This window comes from Desulfobotulus sapovorans DSM 2055 (assembly GCF_059569355.1).
Genome location: NZ_JCANVJ010000013.1, coordinates 16781 through 33780, shown reverse-complemented (window position 1 = coordinate 33780; position 17000 = coordinate 16781). Strand labels below are relative to the sequence as shown.

At 54.8% G+C, this 17000-nt stretch carries 12 protein-coding genes; 7 read left to right on the top strand and 5 right to left on the bottom strand.

Features of this window, described 5'->3' with window-relative positions:
- Window positions 1-63: 63 nt before the first annotated feature.
- From BR04_RS10310 to BR04_RS10290, 5 genes are all read right to left on the bottom strand, one after another.
- Complete coding sequence (locus BR04_RS10310; protein ID WP_496355926.1) at window positions 64-879, bottom strand: DUF6994 family protein; 816 nt, start codon at window positions 877-879, stop codon at window positions 64-66.
- Window positions 880-916: 37 nt separating this feature from the next.
- The gene (locus tag BR04_RS10305) at window positions 917-1531 is read right to left on the bottom strand and encodes a DUF1016 N-terminal domain-containing protein (RefSeq protein WP_496355925.1); all 615 of its coding nucleotides are present in this window, start codon (window positions 1529-1531) and stop codon (window positions 917-919) included.
- 224 nt (window positions 1532-1755) lie between these two features.
- On the bottom strand, window positions 1756-2217 hold the full coding sequence (locus tag BR04_RS10300) for an SEC-C metal-binding domain-containing protein (protein WP_496355924.1): 462 nt from the start codon (window positions 2215-2217) through the stop codon (window positions 1756-1758).
- Window positions 2218-2481: 264 nt separating this feature from the next.
- Window positions 2482-2619 carry a hypothetical protein gene (locus BR04_RS10295; protein WP_496355923.1) on the bottom strand — a complete coding sequence of 46 codons (138 nt, stop codon included), beginning with the start codon at window positions 2617-2619 and terminating at the stop codon, window positions 2482-2484.
- 152 nt (window positions 2620-2771) lie between these two features.
- Entirely contained in the window at window positions 2772-5651 is a 2880-nt protein-coding gene (locus tag BR04_RS10290) for a M16 family metallopeptidase (protein WP_496355922.1), read from the bottom strand.
- 277 nt (window positions 5652-5928) lie between these two features.
- On the opposite strand from BR04_RS10290, the gene BR04_RS10285 reads away from it, so the two are divergent.
- From BR04_RS10285 to BR04_RS10255, 7 genes are all read left to right on the top strand, one after another.
- Window positions 5929-9282, top strand: coding sequence for a hypothetical protein (locus BR04_RS10285; protein ID WP_496355921.1), 3354 nt, complete (start codon window positions 5929-5931; stop codon window positions 9280-9282).
- A 100-nt stretch (window positions 9283-9382) separates the two neighbouring features.
- Window positions 9383-11854 carry a TonB-dependent receptor gene (locus BR04_RS10280; protein ID WP_496355920.1) on the top strand — a complete coding sequence of 824 codons (2472 nt, stop codon included), beginning with the start codon at window positions 9383-9385 and terminating at the stop codon, window positions 11852-11854.
- 46 nt (window positions 11855-11900) lie between these two features.
- Entirely contained in the window at window positions 11901-12788 is an 888-nt protein-coding gene (locus BR04_RS10275; RefSeq protein WP_496355919.1) for an ABC transporter ATP-binding protein, read from the top strand.
- A 30-nt stretch (window positions 12789-12818) separates the two neighbouring features.
- Window positions 12819-13490, top strand: a complete 672-nt coding sequence (locus tag BR04_RS10270) for a hypothetical protein (protein WP_496355918.1) — start codon at window positions 12819-12821, stop codon at window positions 13488-13490.
- Window positions 13487-14761: a DUF4857 domain-containing protein gene (locus BR04_RS10265; RefSeq protein ID WP_496355917.1), complete on the top strand. Its 1275-nt coding sequence runs from the start codon at window positions 13487-13489 to the stop codon at window positions 14759-14761. The genes BR04_RS10270 and BR04_RS10265 overlap by 4 nt, the downstream gene beginning before the upstream one ends.
- Entirely contained in the window at window positions 14758-15426 is a 669-nt protein-coding gene (locus BR04_RS10260) for a hypothetical protein (protein ID WP_496355916.1), read from the top strand. Before BR04_RS10265 ends, BR04_RS10260 begins: the two co-directional genes overlap by 4 nt.
- On the top strand, window positions 15426-16688 hold the full coding sequence (locus BR04_RS10255) for a DUF4857 domain-containing protein (RefSeq protein ID WP_496355915.1): 1263 nt from the start codon (window positions 15426-15428) through the stop codon (window positions 16686-16688). The genes BR04_RS10260 and BR04_RS10255 overlap by 1 nt, the downstream gene beginning before the upstream one ends.
- The last annotated feature ends 312 nt before the right edge of the window (window positions 16689-17000 follow it).

Sequence of the window (17000 nt, the reverse complement as noted above, 5' to 3'; positions counted from 1 at the left end):
ATGGTTACGGGGCACCTTGAGCACAGCGGAACGTATCACCTGTAACCAAATTGTTGGGAAAATTTAATCAGAATTCACAAGACTGTTGAATATTCTTTTACTTCTTGCCCTTAGAAATATTTCTGTGTTCTTTGCATATTCAAGATACTCATCAACACTTTGGGGTAGCGGTGAACCAGAAAAACCATCAAATGGAAGATGAAATTTTACCGATGAAATATCTTCATTTACCAAGTCTTGAAAGAAAAAGAAATTAACGTAACCCTTAAAATCATTAAAAAGTCTGAAAAAATTTTCGTACCTGTTAAAGGTATCTGTTAAAGGAGTGGCTTCCCCTTCATAGAAAAGACGGATGCACTCCAAGGTGAGATCAAATCGATCTTTAATTTTTGCATTGACACCCCTTGCCTGATTTATAGTCATTTTACCCTTGACCTGTTTCGATGGAAAAAGTGTGTATGCCGCAATTTTGCAACCTTGATTAAAAATATTTTCAGCAACATCAGGGACTTTAGCTGCAATCTTTGAAAGTCTTTTAGTGTTCTTATATGAATGTGTTATCGCATCACTTCCAAGATAAAATTCACCCAGTTGTGATCTGTGGTAAAGATAACCTTTTTCTTCGAGAATAAATTCTGAACCATCTGGCAAAGACTTAGACCAAAGTTTCCTGTGATATTTTTTTAGGGTTTTACTGTAGGCATCAATATCTTTGTTTATCGGTGTATCATGTCTAAAATCAAAATTAACATCGATATCTATTGTCATTTCTTCAATTTCCCAAGTTATTGCCCTGATCCATACAGCCACCACTTTTTTAAAATCCGAGAATACAGAGAAGCGATCCAAAACAGTTTTTCTGACCAGATACTCAGCCATGGATCATGGAGAAGCCGAAAACCCCATACCTTCGTTTTCAGCTCCCGTGAGAAAAGCTCTTCCAGTAATTATGGCTCCTGCACACCCGAAAAATGATTCCGTTTTCATAGGACACCCCGTCTTTCATGGCAAGTTCTTTTGCCGTATCACTTTTTCTGCCCCGCCTGTCCATTTTCCGGAGTGTTTGGGCCAGAACAGCAAACAGCACACCATCCATGCTCTCTCTCAGGATACGCACAGACCAGCGGCCATCGGTGGCCATTCGGATGTAAAAGGCCCGCTTGATGGCATCTTCAATCCTGATGATTTCGACAAAATGTGACCAGCTCAATTGTGCCGACACTGTCGTCACAATCTCGATATTGGGAAAATGCTGGTAGAATTTTGTCATCCGAAAGAGGTTACGCCGACCATAGCCCTGTGCATATTCCGCCACCAGTTTTTCAGCCAACACATCCATTGTGGCTGCGCCATATTGTGCCCGGCCATCATTCATTAGCTCCGTTGTAATCGTCTTGCCTATCTGCCAGTAGGTGAACACCAGCGCCTGATTCACCTGGGTAACGATCTGGGATCTGGCGGATTCAATGAGATGCCGGATATCCTTATAGAGCCTGTCAACCGGGACTGCTGGCGGATCTGATTGTGTCATGCTTTCACCCTTTTTGAATTCTTTGTCATCAGGGCATTCTCTGCGCAGTGTACAGGGTTTTCAGACTTGGGGAATGTCAGGTAACATTGCCGGAAGTTCCAAAAACTGGCATGGGAGAAGCCTTTGACAAAGTCAGCGATCAGACCCTGGATAGCCCTTGATCCAGTACGCGCCAGAGTCAGTCCGCTTCTCCCGTGCGCCATCGTTTTCGAGGCCGGGAGACCTTATTGTCCACAGCAGCGTTTGTATTTTTTTCCGCTGTTGCAAGGACAGGGATCGTTGCGTCCTGTCTTTTCACGCTGGATCGGTGCCGTTTTCTGTGAATTCATACGCTGCATGTCGGGAAACATCTCATGGTGCCGCGCAATCATTGGCAACAGAATCGAATCCCGGAATTCTGCAAAATCAGCATCGCTTATTTCCATCTTTGGTCGCAATGCGGCAATCTGCTTTTCCCGTTCATTGTTGGGCATCAGGGCCATATTCCAGCAGAGCTGGGCTATGGAGAGAGTATTCTGCATCTGTTCTTGTGATCCGTCTGTTTTGTCGAATAAAGGCTGTGCATATGCTACCATCAACTCTCCAAAGCTTCCCATGACAGACCTTTCATTGTGTTTTTTGTGTAAAATGCTGTGCTGCTCCGTCCCCCCGCCCAATATCTCCCTGAAAAATGACTTAATTCTCATAAGTCAGCCTCTCTCTCATGGCAAGATCTTTTGCAGGCCATTGCCCATACCCCGTCCGACCATTTTTGGCCATGGAAGGCCCGTGTCGCCTGGTTTCAGGATTTCATTTTTATGGGGTTTTGGCAGGGAGGGAAGGGCTGGGTTGGATGGGAGGGGGAGGGAATCGGCAGGGGCTGGAGGAGGGGGCGGGGCATGGTGTTTTTTGCGAATTCAGCCTTCACCCCGGCCCCTCTCCCAGCTGGAGAGTTGTGAAAAATCAAATGCTTAAGGCTCTATCTCCCCTTGGGGGAGGGTTGGGGTGAAGGCTTCATCGGAAAGGGCCTGGGCCTGGGTGACATCCTCATAGTATTTGCGGTAGTGGGGCGGGCCTTTTCCGGTGAGGATGGTGAAGGAAAAGACCACATCCTCTGCCCGCCCCTGGGCGCGTCCGGTCTTGCATAGTCAAAGTGGGTGAAGTCCGGGCCACTTGGGTTCTCCCCAGAGGGCAAGGCCGTGCAGGGGGCCTGCCATGGCTGGGGAGAAGTGAAACAGGAAGAGAATCGGGAAAAAAGGCATTACAGTCCCTCTTCTCCTTCGGGCAGCACGGTGATGGAGGATGCCCTGTCCGCCTGAAGCCATTTTTCAGCCAGCCGGGTCAGATCCTTTGTAGTGATTTCCCGATACCCGCTTTCAAGGGTGCGCACCCGATCCAGCTGACGGGGATCTTCCACAGATCCTGCCATTACTCCGGCCAGCCAGAAATTGTTGTTTCGGAATCTTTCCCTGAGACTTGTCATCATGGGGTCTCTGGCCCTCTTCAGCTCTTCTTCGGAAACCCCTTCCTTTTTCAGATTTTCTGCCACAGCCATCAGGGCTTCCCGCACCATAACCGCCTGATCCGGTCTGGCACCGGTCTGCATGTAGAGGGCCCCGAAATTCTCATACACGGTGCTGGCCTGATGAAAACATCCCGGAGAATAGGAAAGGCCCTGGTTTTCACGGATTTCCCTGCGGAGCCGGTCGGCCAGCACACGGGAAAGCAGGGTGAGGCCCCGGGAGTCCTCCAGGGGTTCCATACCGCTTGTGGGAAAGCCGATGCGGATCTGAGCCGAGGGAATGCGGGTGGCCACCCAGTAGGTGGCCCTGGCTCCGGCATTGAACGCAAGGGGACGGACATCTTCCCGGATGCGGGCGTTCCGGGGAAGGGCAGCGAAGTAGCGGCCCACTTCCCTGAACACAAAGTCTGGATCCATATTGCCCACCACGGAGATTTCAAGGGCGGCTTCTTTAAAAGCGGGGGTAAGCCAGTTTTCTGCGGCAAGGCGCATGTCTTCTGTCATTGCGCTGGCCTTGGGTTTTGAAAACCGGGAATCAAAGGCTGCAAAAAAGGCAGGGCCTTCCTCTTTCATGGTGGCGTCAATGTCGCTGGTCATGCGCCTTTCTTCCTGCTCCGCCCATCTGCGGGAAAGGGCAAAGGCTTCGGGTCTGAAGGCCGGGTCCAGAAGACGGTGGCGGAGGAGGTTGAGGAGCTGGGAAAATTCTTCGGGGCTGGATGCGCCTGTGAAACGGAAGCTTTCCTGACCCACGGAAAAATCCGCCTTGAGGGTGGTTCCCGCCAGAACCCGTAAGAGGGCAGGCCGATCCAGGGTTTTTGTGCCGGAAAGATTGAGAAGTTCCGGTGCGATGGCTGACAGTCCGGGCTGGTTTTCGGGTTCATGGGCTCTTCCCGGCCCAAAGGACAGGAGGACGCGCACGGTGTCCGCCTCAAAATCCGTCCGTTTCACATGAACGGTGGTGTGGTTGGCAAAGTGGGCGGTGTGAAAATCCAGATCTTTGATGTGATGGATTTCAAGGGGCTTTATGGTCTCAACCGGTTCGGGAAGGTAGGGAAACACGGTGCTGGTTTCCGCAGCCGGAGCGGATACGGGCACCTTTATGCTTTTTTCCCATGCGGTTTTCATTCTCAAAATGGCTGCCGTACTTTCAAGACCGGTACTGCCCGTAACGGCGATGAGGCGATGATCCTCTTCCCAGGCCGTCTTCAGGGCCGCCAGCACCTCTTCGGGTGTGAGGTTTTCAATAAAATCCCCAAAAAGTTTTTTGTCATCCTCTGCTGAGGTGAAGACCCTCGGCGTATTCAGGGCCTCAATGATCTCATCTGCGATTTTTTGGGAGGGGCTGGTGGCAAAACCCGCAGCCCGGCGATCCAGATAGGAAAGGATTTCTGCCTTGACCCTTGCCAGTTCTTTTTCGCTGAAACCGTGGGTCAGGGCCTGACGCAGCTCATGTTCCATCTGCATGAGACTTGCTTCCCAGTTTTCCGGAGAGGAGACGGCCATAATCCGGGCGTTGAGAATCTGGTTGTGCTGAATGTCCGCCATGGCGACGGCGCGGGTGTAGGGGGTTTCCGGGTCGCTCAGTCTGTCCGATAGCCGGTGACGGAGCAGCATTTCCCCGACCTGGAGGGTGATGTTTTCCCTGCGGCTTGCAAGACTGTCCGCTTTTGGGGGAATCATGCGGGCTGCTGCGATCATTGTGGAGACCTGACCGGATTCCGGCTCCCCATAATGAAAGAAGTGTTTGCCCCTGTGCTGAAAGCGGCCCAGAGCCGGGACTGGCCTTTCCGGGCTGCGGGCTTTGATGGCGGAAAAGCTGCGGGCGATGGCGGTTTTTGCGGTTTCTGCATCCACATCCCCCACCAGCACCACCACCATGCGGTCTGGCCTGTACCAGGTGTTGTAATAGTCGAGCAGTTCTTTCCGGTCTCCTTTTCGGATCACGGATTCTTCGCCGATGGGGGGGCGGGCGTTGGTGCGGAGAGCTCGGAAAAGAAATTCCCTCAGGGCTTTTCCTGTGCGGTACTGCACCGAATCCCTTGCCCTTTTTTCCGCAAGAATGACCCCCTTTTCCTTCTCGATTTCCGTTTCTTCAAAAAGGAGTCCGCCTGCGTAATCGCTGAGAACGCGCAAGCCCTTTTCGAGGCTGGGGCCGTCGGACCGGGGCAGGAGGATGTGATAAACGGTCTCTCCGAGGCCTGTGTGGGCGTTGGTGTCTCCGCCAAAGCTCATGCCGATTTCCTGAAAATACCGGATCAGGGTTCCCGGCGGGAAATGGGTGGAGCCATTGAAGGCCATGTGTTCCACAAAATGGGCCAGCCCCTGCTGGCTGTCTGTTTCATGGAAGGAGCCGGCCTGCACGTTAAGATGAAGGCTTATCCGGTTTTTGGGGGTGCTGTGGGGGAGGATGACATAGCGGATACCGTTTTCAAGCGTACCCGTGACCAGGGAGGGATGCAGGGGAAGATCCGTATTTTCATGAATCCAGCCTCTGACCTCAGGCAGGTGTGCAGGGCTTTTTGCCTGTGCGGCTGAGAAGAAAAGACAGAAAGAACAGAGAAGACAGAAAAGGCTGGGGAAGAGGAGCCTGGTGCCAGGCCCCCTTGTTACAGTGGACATCGAAAATCCTTTCTCGGGGGGTGCCCTGACCTGTATGCGTCTGGCTCAACCATGGAAGTGAAGGCTTGCTTCCCTTCCGTGAATGTCAGAATGGCCTTTTAGGGACAAGCCTCTAAGCTGTCAAGGATATTTTTTGTCATAACAAAATAAATATAGAATAAAATATATTTTTTAAAATTAAAAAATTTTATTGACAAACTTGTTTTTTTTGATATTCGATCCCCGATATTTTTTAGTTTAGGTGAAATTTTTTAATGTTGTAGAATGGAGGATTGAAATGGCACACGGAAAACATATCCGTCTGTTGCTGCTGGGACTGGGGACACTTGTCCTGGTTTCTGGGTGTGACTGGTGGAGTTCATCATCAAAAAATACTTCGGGAAGCAAGACGGACAGTGGCGTGAAGACAGTTCAGCTTGCGGGGTATGTGGAAGACCCCGCCATCCGTGGAGCCAGGGTGGAACTCTGGAACGGGGGCGGAGTTGTGAAAATCTGTGGTGCTGCCGGGGATCAGCTCTGCCGCACCGTATCCGGGGATGAGGGTTCCTTCCGCTTTAATGCAAAGGCGGATGCCCTTTCCGGCCTGAAGCTTGTGGCTGTGGGGGGGACGGATGTGGAAACGGGAAGTGTTCTCGGGGATCTCAGCCTGCAATCCCTTCTGGATGCCGTGGCTTCCCGTACGGGACTGGCCGTAACGCCCGTCACCACCCTGGTTGGCCTGGCCGTGGAAGGAGGAAAAAGTCTCGATGCCGCCCGGACGGAGGTGCGCCGTTTTCTGGATCTTCCCGAAGGTACGGATCTTTTTCTTCGTCCCATGGGGCCGGGGGGAGAGCGGATTCTCAGGCGGAGCATGGTGATCACGAAAATCCTCACGGATCTTGCCGCAGAAGGCACTGCCGATCCCCTGGGGCTTCTTGCCGCACAGCTGAAGAACGGGCGCAGGCTCATGGAAAACGGATCGCTTGTGGAGTCCACCCTGGAACAGACAGGGCTTTCCGAAGTGAGAAGAAAGGAAGCCCTTTCCCTGCACGGGTTTCTTGACAAAAGTACGGCACAGGATGCGGCAGGCCTTGTCCGTGAGGCCAGAAAAGCCCTGCTTGCGGATACCCTCATGACAAGCATGGAGAGGCTTCTTGGTACTGCGGATGCAGACTTTGACAGCCATCGTGACCGGTACTTTGAAAATGCCTCCGTACTTGCGGAAAATCTCCTTGCCCACAGCACCATGCCGGTTAAGGGACTGGCTGTGGAAAGGGTGTTCCGTTATCTCCTTGCGGCCTATGGTCTCGTTCAGATGGAGCTGAATACGGAAAAAACGGCCTATGTGGTGAGCGGCAGGCTGGTGGAGGGTCTGCTTCAGCCGGCAGATCTGAAGCGGCTTGAGGACGGGGTGGATCTGTCCCGGGATACGCGGATCGGGGAGCTGGCAAAGGCCGCCTATGTCTATGATGTGGCCGAGGCCCTGCTGCCTGCGGAACTTCCCGGAAACGACAATGCAAAACGGGTGGCCTATTACCACAGATCCAATGCTTCCCGCCTCCATAAGGCGGAGACCATGCTGGACACGGTGCTGGATGACGGCGTGAACGATGCCATCCGGGCGGAGATTGTAAGGGGCAAGGCCCAGGTCGGGCTTTTTGATGAGGCCAGAGCCATCATCCGGGAGCAGATGTACCTCGACAATCATAAGGCGGAAGCCTGGATCGGTATGGCCAAGGGGTATGCCCCTTTTGGCAAAAATACCGAAGCGGCTGAAGCTCTGGAACAGGCCTTTGCCCTGCAGAAAAATCTCCTGACCCTTAAGGGCACAGAAGGCGTTGACAATGAAGACACCTCCCGGCTTCAGCTGATTGCTTCCATCTTCAGAAAGATGGGTATGCTGAACAGGGCCGGGGAGGTCATGGACTATATGGCCCGGGATGTTCTTCCCGGTCTTGTCGGTTCTTCCCATTTTGGCCGTCTTGTGGTTTCCCTGAGGAACCAGGCGGATGTCTATCTGGCCTATGGTGAGGAGGATACCTCAAAGCAGGATCTGGTGCGGGCACGGGAAACCCTGGAGACCCTTCACCAGTACTCCAGTCTCCAGCCTGCAAAGGACAGCAAGGGTAAAAAAACGTACAAACCCCGTGTGTATGCTCTGGCGGAAACGGCTCTCCGCTTTGCCGCTCTCGGGGAGAGAATCCGGGTGGAGGCTATTGTGGAGGAGATTGAAGCCCTTCGGGCAGATGATGGCCTGATCTCCTATCCGGATACCAATCCCCAGCGGCTGAATGTCACGGGTACGGAGACCTGGGTCTATGTTCCCTACATGGTGGAGGCCCTTGCGGAAGTGGGTTCCGAAGAAAAGGCCACGGCCCTGACGGGAACCATTCCTGAAACCGAGGCCACATATCTGGGCTCGTCCTATGCCGCCCTGGTCAGTACCCTTGCCCGTCAGGGCAAGACCGATGAACTTCTGGAACTGGTGGATACCCGCGTTCTGGGAGTGAAGCCGGAGCGTTTTCCGGATACCACCATGGCCATGCGCATTGAGACCCTGACCTATGTCAACAGCATAAACCCCCGTGCAGGCATCATCCTTGCCGAAGCGGGTCATCTGGCGGCGGCGGAGAAGGTGGGCGATCATGCTTTGCGCTACGCCAATGCGGTGTACAACAGCGGCGCGACGGAAAAAAATATCAGTGTGCAGAAGGTGAAGCACGGCTACACCCGTGTGGCCCGTATTTTCCACCTTGCCGGAGCCGCAGCCAAGGCTCAGGATGCTCTGGAAAGGGCGGAAACGGTCATTTTTGGCGGAACCCTTGACGTGGAAATGGGGGATGGCAGGGGCGGGCTTCTGAAGGATGCTTCCGGCAATTTTATACGGGAGAACAGGAATTTCAGCGGCCTTTCCGATGACGAACACAAGCTCTATGCCATGGGCTGGACAGCCCGCATGTGGAAGGAAATCGGAAACCCTGAACGTGCCATGGGCCTTCTGGAAAAGGGAAGGGAGCATCTGGAAGCCATTGCCGGAGTCCGTGAAAGGGCCTTTGTTGCGGCAGAATACAACAAGCTTGCCCAGGCGGCCCTGGAATGCGGGGAAAAAGGGTTTGCCCTCACCCTGACTGGGAAGGGATGGATGCTGGCCGGGGAAATCCATACGGATGCGACACCTGAAGGGGAGCGGGAAAACAGCCTGAAGGCGGAAGCTGCCCAGCTTCGTGCTTTCGGAGTTAAGGCTTACCAGACGGGTGACGGCGTGCTTTCCCGGACGCTTCTGGCCAAAGCCCTGACCGCCTCAAGGCTTTTGAGCAGTATCGCCAATCAGGTGTCCGAGATGGAGGATATCGCCGAAGCCGCAGGAAGTGCGGGACTTACGGAACTGGCCCTGGAGGCGGCCCTGACCATTCCCCTGATTCCGGACCGTTACAAGACCCTTGGTGAAGTGGCTGGAAATGTGGTGAACCGGGATGATTTTAAAGGTGTCTCCATCGCATGGGTGGATACGGACAAGGACGGAAAACCGGACTTTTTCCATCCTTTGGCCACAGCGGAGCAGATTGCCGCATCCGGTCTGGCTCTGGATACGGACTGCGACGGAGACGGCATTTCCGACACAACGGATCTGAGGCCCCTTTACCGGGACTGATCCCGTGTCATGGTGGGCCTCTTTTCGGAGAGGCCCTCCCCTGAACCTTAGGCGATGCCCTTGCTGGCATCGCCCCTTTTTTTTCGGATGGTAAACAATCATGGGCATACAGAAACTTTGGATATGGGGGCTTCTGGCAGGAGTCTTCTGGACGGCGGTGCCTCTGCGGGTGCAGGCTGGGGAGGCCAGAGCAGACGGCGGGTACGAGATGCAGGAAATTCTTGTCCGGGAGACGGCGGATGTCCGGGCTACGGGAAAATCCGTGGTTTCCGGTACGGTGCTGGAGAATCTTCCCGCAGGCAATGCCACCTTAACGGACATGCTCAAGGTGCTTCCGGGGGTGCAGTTTGACGAGGCCTACGGGTCGGCGGCTTCCGGAGGAGAGATTCTGGCTCCGGAAGTGTCCATTTCCGGGGGGCGTTTTTACGAGAACTATTTTTCCGTGGATGGTACGGGCAACAACAGCTATCTGGACCCCACCCAGAAATCCACCAACAGCCTCTATGAGGTGCCGGGCCATTCCATGGAACTGAGTCCTTCCCCGGATGTGCTGGAATCCATGACCGTTTATGACAGCAATGTGCCCGCAAGCTATGGCGGATTCACCGGCGGGGTGGTGGATGCAAAAACCCGGATGCCGGATACCCGCTTTTCAGGCTCACTTTCCTACAGAACCACACGGGATTCCTGGACCCGTTTTCACCTCAGTGATGAGGAAACCCACCAGATGTACCATTCCACATCGGCCAGCTGGCAGCCGAAGTTCAGAAAGGAAAATTACGGGCTGAGGCTGGATGTTCCGGTGACGGAAAGTACGGGCCTTCTTTTCTCCTTCCGTGAGGATCATTCCCTTATTCCCCTCAAAAATCTTGGAGGTACCCAGGATCAGACCCGCACAGGCCAGCACTTTTTTATGAAGGGCAGTTCCTTTGTTTCGGATTCCGACTCCGTGGATCTCTCCCTCACCCATGCCCCCTATGAAGGAAAATACTTCAACAGCGATGCCATCCATAACGGCTACAGGATTGAAGGCGGGGGAACGGCCCTGCGGGCGCGGCATCTCCGGGAAAAGGACTGGGGCAGTGTGGATACGGCCCTTTCCTGGCGCTACAGCGAAAACAACAGGATTTCGGATCAGTCTGTCTGGTACCGTTGGGCCATCACGGAATCCCGGAACTGGGGGGCTGCCAGCAGGAATAAGACTGCCAGCATGGAAGGGGGCTATGGAGATCTGGAAAAGAATCAGGAAACCATGGAGCTGAATTCCACCCTGAAAAAGCAGTCCTTTTCCCTTGGCCGGACGGAGCACAGGCTTGAGACCGGTTTTTCCTTCTCCCGCATCCAGGGCAGGGAAAAGAGACCGGGGGATGTGTGGATCTATACGAGCCCGGAAACGGCAAACCCCGATTTTATTGCCGATCCCGACGATTCCTCCCTGGTGCTGGGGGAGCAGTATTTTACCCGCAGGCAGGTACTCTCCGCCTATGATACGGAGGCGGAAATCCAGACCATGGCCCTTTTTCTTTCCGATACCATGAAATGGAAGCGGCTCACCCTCACTCCGGGGCTCCGCATGGAGCGGGATGATTACCTCGAAAATGCCAACCTGGCCCCCCGTTTTTCTGCGGATTTTGACATCCTGGGGACAGGGGCCACGGTGCTGACGGGCGGGGTGAACCGCTATTACGGTCAGGCTTTTCTCAGCCACAAGCTCCGGGAGGGCCGGGGTACGGGCTCCCGTGAGGAATGGCGCAGTACCTACCGTAATGTGCTGACGGAATGGAAGACTGCCGGGGGCAGTGAAACGGCCTACCGCTTTTCCGACCTGAACACGCCCTACAGTGATGAATGGACCCTTGGCGCGGATCAGGGGCTTTTCGGAGGGCGTCTCACCCTGCGTTATGTGGAAAGGGAGAACAAAGAGGAGTTTTCGAGGGAGAGGGGAAGCTATGAGAAGAACGGTATCCGGTACGATACCTTCACCAATGAGGGCAGCAGTGACTACAGATCCTTCCGTTTAAGCTGGGGACGGAAATGGCGGGAGACCGAGGCTCTGGCCAATATTGCCTGGCAGGAAAGCCATACCCATGCCGTGGATTTCAATACCCTTCTTGAGGAGGATAAAAGCAGCCGCAGGGTCTGGTATCAGGACAGGCTCTACTATCTCGATGAGCTGCCCAAGGGCAATTATGCAAGACCCTGGGTGGGTAACCTGACCCTGATCCGCAAACTGCCCTGGAACCTGTCGGCCACGGCCTTTCTTTCTTGGAAAAGTGATTTCGATGAAATCGTGGACAGTGAGGAGGCCTTGGATCTGCCCGATTCCGAACTGGACAGGGACAGGGTGACAGGGGAGGTGATCCGCAATACCGCTCCTGTGTATGTGAAGAAGGTGCGCAAGGCCTTCTGGCAGCTGGATTTCCGTCTGAAAGGGAAAATTCCCATGGGCTCCCGCTTTGCCGCCACCTGGGATCTGGAGGTAAACAACCTCCTGGATACCGAGATCCGGACGGCAGAGGATACCCCCCTCATGGGCCGCCAGTTCTGGGCCGGACTTTCCCTTGAATTCTGACACCGCAGGCCCTGAAAAAGGCTTTGCATAGAGTGAAGGATGAACCATGTCTTCTGTGATTGAATGCAGGAACCTCTGCCACAGCTACGGCAGAAAAGAGGTGCTCCGCAACCTGAACTTCACCGTGGAGCCGGGCCGGATTTTCGGGCTTCTCGGCAAGAACGGGGTGGGCAAGAGCACCACCATCAATATCCTTATGGGTTTTCTCCAGCCCAGTTCCGGAGACTGCCGTATTTTCGGGGAGCCTTCCCACGCCATTCTTCCGGAAACCCGGCGCAGGATCGGTCTCCTCCATGAGGGCCATCTCCAGTACGGGTACATGAGCATTGCTGAGGTGGAAAAATTCTATTCCGCCTTTTATCCCGGATGGAAGCGGGAGCTTTACTATGGGCTCATGGACAGGCTGGGGCTTCCCCATACCCACAAAATTTTCCGTATGAGCTGCGGTCAGCGTTCCCAGGTGACCCTTGGGCTGATTCTGGCCCAGGATGCGGATCTTCTGATTCTGGACGATTACTCCCTGGGGCTGGATGCCAACTACCGCAGGCTTTTCATTGATTTTCTGAAAGACTATGCGGCGACAAGGGAAAAAACCATCCTTGTGACCTCCCACATTGTTCAGGATCTGGAGCGTTTTGTGGATGACATCATCATTCTCGACCGCTGCGGGGTGATCTGCCAGTCCACCCTGGGGGATTTCATGCAGAGCGTGACATGCTTCAGGTTCCGGGGAGGGCAGGGGGACGGCAGTCCCCGCAGGGAAGGGGCCATCCTGAATGTGGATGTGGTGGGAGAGCGTACGGATATTTTCACCTTTGAGAACCGGGATGCCGTACTGCGCACGCTGAAAGGCCAGGGTTTTGGGAATCCGGAGCTGGAAGAGATTCCCATGAGTCTTGAGGATGCCTTTATCGGTGTCACGGGAAAATACTGATCCCACGGGATATACGAAACAGGAGAACACATGCTGCGCGCCTTGTTTTATAAGGAATGGATCAAACTCCGCTGGCCCTTTCTCATTCTCGGAATTCTGGGGCTGGCTTCCCTGGTGCAGGCCGGGCTGAGTCTCCGGTATCTGGTCGTCATGAAGGGAGCCGGGGAGCTCTGGGAAGGACTGATCCTCAAGCAACAGATGCCCTATGCCTCCCATCTTGTTTTTCCTGAAGTCTGTGGTCTGATACTGGGAGCTTTTCAGTGGTTCCCGGAAACCCGAAAACGCAGCCTGAGGCTTCTGCTTCACCTTCCCCTGAAGGAAGGTCTTCTGGTTTTTGTGGTGGTGGGAACGGGGCTTCTGCTGGCAGTCGGACTTTCCCTCCTGCATGGTTTCGGCCTGATTCTGATTTATGGTCTCTCTTTTCCCTGGGAAATCACGGAAGGTCTCATGCTGGCCTGGCTGCCCCATCTGCTCACCGGGATGCTTCTCTACTGCGGAGCCGCCATGGTGCTCATGGAAACGGCCTGGTGGCGGCGGATTGCCGGGGTTCTTCTGGTCTATGGCTTTTATCTGATGCTGATGGAGGGGGGGCAGCCGGGTACCTATGCCCCTTCCATGGGGAGCTATGCCCTTGCGGGTCTTCTTCCCCTTGTCATGCTCTTTCTTCCCGTTCTGCGGGCCAGACGGGGAGGCAGTCTATGACAGGCGTTGCGCGGTATGCGGCCATGATGTTTGCCCTTCTTGTTCTGGCCACCTTTTTGCCCCGTCTGTTCTGGAAGGTGATGGAGGGAGAGCGGGACAGAATACAGATGGTGTACAGTCCTGTGAGTGAGGAATTTCTTTTCTGGCATCAGGATCGCTATGGACGGGATCTTTACCGTTCCGATGGGGGCAGGGAGATGGATCGCAGGGACTATGCCCTGCATCTGCCCTTTCATTTTGCAAGGGATCTTGTGCGCTGGGGTGAGATGCCGGAAAGCCTTGGCGGTGTTGCCGTGAACCGGGAGACCCTGCACCGGGAGATTCAGGAAATCCGGCTGAGGCCCAGTCATCTCGATGGCCCGGAGATTTCCCTGTATTTTCTTCTGGAAGCGGTATCGGGCTTTGCAGACCTTGAAATGCCCAAAGAGGTGCTGAGGCTTTCGGGAAGGGAGGCGGTCTTTATCCGGATCAGGGATGGAAAGCCGGACAGGGAAAAATCTGAAGCCTTTACCGGGGCTCTGCAAAGGGCGGATTTCCATTTTCTCGCAAAAAAAGCCTGGGGCAATCCCACACCCCGGAAACCCTTTGACTGGGGCTGGTTTGTGCTGGATGCAAAAGGAGACCTTTTTCATCTCATGCAGGTGAGGGGACAGGCCAGGGTGCGCCCCGTTTTAAAGGATTTTGCTCTGGGTGTGCGGTATGTGCAGGTGGAGGAGCATCCGGGCAGGCATGTTTTCGGGATGCTTGTGGATGAAAGGGGCGGGGTGTATCGCATGAATTTTCCGGACTATGCGCTGAAACCGCTGCCCCTGAAGGACTATGACCCCGGAACCATGATCCTTGTCTGGCGCAGGGATCCCCTTGGACATCACTATACCGTTCTGGAGGAAAATGCCCTGACCCTTACCGTTACGGATCACGGGGATAAGATCCTTAAGGAAAAACGGGTGGAGCTGGCACCTCTAAAATCTGAAACGGCCCGGAAAGTGGCGGCTTTTCTCTTTCCTTTCCGGATTTTTCAAAGTTCTCCGGACTCACGTTTCATCACCCTGAGGCTGGGGCTGAACCCGGATTTCCCTCTGATGACGGGGCTGGGCCTGTTTTCAGCCCTTCTCGGCCTTTTTCTGTGGCGGCGTTTTCAGGGCATTTCCTGGAAGGTAAGCCCCCTGGACTGGCTGGTTGCGGGAGGCTGTGGATTTTTCGGACTGCTGGCCATTCTCTGGGCAGGGCATGTGCCCGCACGGAGACGGGATGAAAGGGGGAAGGCATGATACAGGCCCTTGTTTTCAAGGAATGGCTGAAACTCCGCTGGGCTTTCTGCGGCCTTCTTCTGGTGGGGCTTGGTATTCTTGGCGTCATGGCCCAGGGCCTCATGGCGGACTTCGCCTCAGGCCCGGCCGTGCCCATCTGGCAGAATCTTGTGGAAAGACAGGTGATGCTTTTTTCAGGGTTCAAGTTTTTTGGTCTTCTCTCGGGTCTGGTGACGGCTTTGGTGCAGTGGCTGCCGGATACACCGAACCGGGGGCTGAGGCTTCAGTTTCATCTGCCCCTTCCCCAGATGCAGGGCATGGCCGTGATGCTGGGCTGCGGGGCAGGTCTCCTTCTTGTTGTGAGCCTTGTCATGCTGGGGCTTCTCCTGATGCTCACCGCCCATTATTTTCCCCGTCCTGTGGTGGATGCCGTGGGGATCACCATGCTGCCCTGGCTGATGGCGGGGCTTCCCGTTTATGCCATGAGCAGTGCGGCCCTGGTGGAGCCGGGTCGGCTGCGAAAGGTCGGCTATGCCGTGATCGGGTGGCAGGTGGCGGGCCTGTATCTCGAAGGCTGCGGGTATGGGGGCTTTAAAGAAGCGCTGGGAACGTATCTGTTTTTGGGTTTCGGGCTTCTTTTTGCGCCCTTTCTGCCCGGAAAACGTTTTAAAGGGGAGGGCCTGTGATGGGAGAGAAAATCTGGATCGGCATATCCCGCTGGGTACTATGTCTGGCGGGCGTTCTGGTGCTGGCCGTGGTGCTGCCCCGCATGTTTGACATGGCCTTTAAGGGCGGCAGTTCTCAGCCCTTTGTCCTGTACAGTCCTGTGACGGAGGGTTTCCTCTTTTCTGAGGTCGGCCCGGAAGGGGAACTGCGCTACAGGGATGAGGCGGGAAAGTTTTATGACCGGAAAACCCATATGGGTCTTACCCCCCTTTTCTGGTACAGGGATCTTTTTGCCTGGAAGACCATGCCCGAAACCCTGGGAGGGCTTCCCGTCACCCGTGGGGCGGTGGAAGCGGGCGCACAGTTTTTCCGGTACAGACCCGCAGACCTGAAGGGGGGAGGGATTTCCCTCTGGCCCCTCTTTGAGTCCGCATCGGAGTTTTCCGATCTGCGCCTTCCGGAAACCCTGTTCTGGAACGGGGGGGGCCTGATTTTTGAAAACGGGCTGACCCGCAGTCGGGATGCGGCCTTCACGAAAGCGGTGGAAACATGTCTTTCGGATGCAGGCTTTGTCTTTCCTGTGGCTGCCGCCTGGGGAAACCCCACCACGAAAAAGCCCCATGACGATGGCTGGTTTCTTCTGGATGCCGAAGGAAGGCTCTTTCATCTGAAACAGGAAAAGGGCCTTCCCCTGTGCAGGAACACAGGACTTGCCCCTCCCTCCGGTATCCGTCAGATGGCCGTGACCGAAGACCCAAGGCGGGAATTTTATGGCTACCTCATTACGGGTGACGGGGGCTTTCATCTGCTGATGCAGGAGACCTACGGCCTTGTCACCCTGGATCTGGAAGGTTTTGAGCCGGACACCATGGGACTTCTTTTCATGGCGGATATGCTGGGCCGGACTCTGACCTATGGAAATTCTCAGCATTTCCATGTTCTGCGGACGGATCTGAACTACCGTCCCCTCCAGCGGTATACGGAAGCCTGCCCTCCTGCCCTGTCCGGGAAGGCCGAGGCTCTGAAGTCCGTGTTTTTTCCCTTTACCGTGAAAACACGGGCTGCCTATGGCAAGGGCGCAGATCTGGCCCTGGAGTTTTCCGGCGGTCTGGCCTTTGTGGGGGTGATCCTGAGCATGGCTTTTTTCTGTCTGATACGGAAAAAAAAGCAGGGCGTTCTGAAGCTGAACGGAATGGAAGGACTGCTGCTCTGCTGCGGGATTTATGGTCTGCTCATGCTTCTTTTCGAAGAGGAGTGGGGCAGAGTCCGCCCTCCTGCGTGAACATGCTCTCCATGCCTTTTTTCCTGATACCGGAGAAGGGCATGGAGATATTGTGCATCGGGTATACGGATTTCCACCTTGTTTCAGCTCTTGTTCCCATGTGTCAGCCTGGGGACGATGGATTCAGTGCTGTAAAGGTACATCGTGCGCCTGTTTGCACATCCTTAAGGAAAAGGACATGGCATCCAAGGCAGGATCCGGGCGGTAAAAACAGCCTGTAGCGTTTTGTCCGCCGGAAGGCTTTTCCCTTGGATTCTTAAGTGTCACCTCTGGCATGTGCGGCTTGCCTAAGCCCCTGGCTTCTGTTAGGAA